The sequence below is a fragment of the Mesorhizobium marinum genome, from assembly GCF_040813675.1.
GTDB classification, from domain to species: domain Bacteria; phylum Pseudomonadota; class Alphaproteobacteria; order Rhizobiales; family Rhizobiaceae; genus Mesorhizobium_K; species Mesorhizobium_K marinum.
The window spans coordinates 1-1210 of record NZ_JBFOCI010000020.1 but is presented as its reverse complement, the minus strand read 5'-3'; the positions used below and the strand labels follow the sequence as shown (position 1 = coordinate 1210).

The 1210-nt window shown below is 53.7% G+C and carries 2 protein-coding genes; one reads left to right on the top strand and one right to left on the bottom strand.

Features of this window, described 5'->3' with window-relative positions; all coding sequences use genetic code 11:
* The coding region (locus tag ABUE31_RS22635) for a DUF4268 domain-containing protein (RefSeq protein WP_367726027.1) at positions 1–640 on the top strand (640 nt) is incomplete at its 5' end.
* A 25-nt stretch (positions 641–665) separates the two neighbouring features.
* Here ABUE31_RS22635 and ABUE31_RS22630 read toward each other — a convergent pair.
* Positions 666–1210 (bottom strand): hypothetical protein (locus ABUE31_RS22630; RefSeq protein WP_367726026.1); only part of this gene is annotated, 545 nt, incomplete at its 5' end.

Genomic DNA, 1210 nt, shown 5'->3' with positions numbered 1-1210 from the left:
GACTGTGCTGTGGCTGATGAATTTCAATATCCGCTTGCAATGCTTCAAAGCGACACCCTATGCGATGAACGATGAGTTGTTCCTAACAGTGGAGCAAATCATACCGACACGAGATGCTGAGGAGTTCATGATCGGTCTCGCATCTAAGGCTCAAGATGAGGTTGTTGGAGCAGAAGCTCAGATAGTGAGGCATGCGCTTCGACGCGAATTCTGGGCTCAATTCTTAGCAGAAATGAACCGGCGATCGGAACTCTTCCAGAACATCACGACGTCACAGACTAACTGGCTGATGACAGGGTCCGGCACCAAGGGAATTGGCTTGAAGTTCACTGTGACAAAGGATGCTTGCAAAGCCGAGATCTACATTGATCGTGACAACGAGGCGGAAAACCGGAGAGTCTTCGACGCTCTTTCCGAGCGGAAGGTGGAAATCGAGAAAGACTTTGGTGGCCCTTTGATCTGGGAAGAGGTTGAGGGACGCCGAGCCTACAAGATTATGGCTAAGATGCCTGGGAACATTTTTGACAAATCAAAGTGGCCAAACATGACTCAAGCCATGGTGGGTGCGATGGTTCGGCTGGAGCCCGCGTTTCGCAAACAGGCGGCTGCTGTACAAATGGCATTGGCCGAACCCTTGTGACGGCCCACTCGTTGCAGTGTCTGGCTCAACGAACGAGGCGCTGGAACAGTTGCTCTACGTCAGCAGGCCTGCGCAGAAAACGATTTGCGTTCAGAAAGCCTGCGCGCGGCGCTTCATCGCCTGGCAGTGTGTTGAGATCACCGAGGAACATTGCCCGGTCAAATCCCACGTTCATCCCTCGTTGAGAATCTGACCGGTTAAGGAAAACAGACAGGATCGTAAAAGTTCTGCCGTCCCGCATGCGGGAGACACCAATACCAGTGGGTCGAGAAGAAAGGCGCAAACTGTTTTCCTGGGCGAGGCGGATCGCGGTCTCCAGCACCTCCGACAATCCAATCTCCGCTGCCATTCTGCGGAAGTCTTGAAGCGACGGTGCTGGCCGGCGCTGAGCCTGGCCGACCATAACCGGGACTACAATCTCTCCAGAGCTAACTTTGGACAGATCCGGCAACGCTTGGTAGCGCCAGAGTTCCTCAATCTCGTTTCCGTTCCATTTCCAGATGCGGCTGTCGAAGAACCATTGGCCTCCGCGTTCGGCAAGCATTTGGCTCAATTCGGCCAAACCATCAG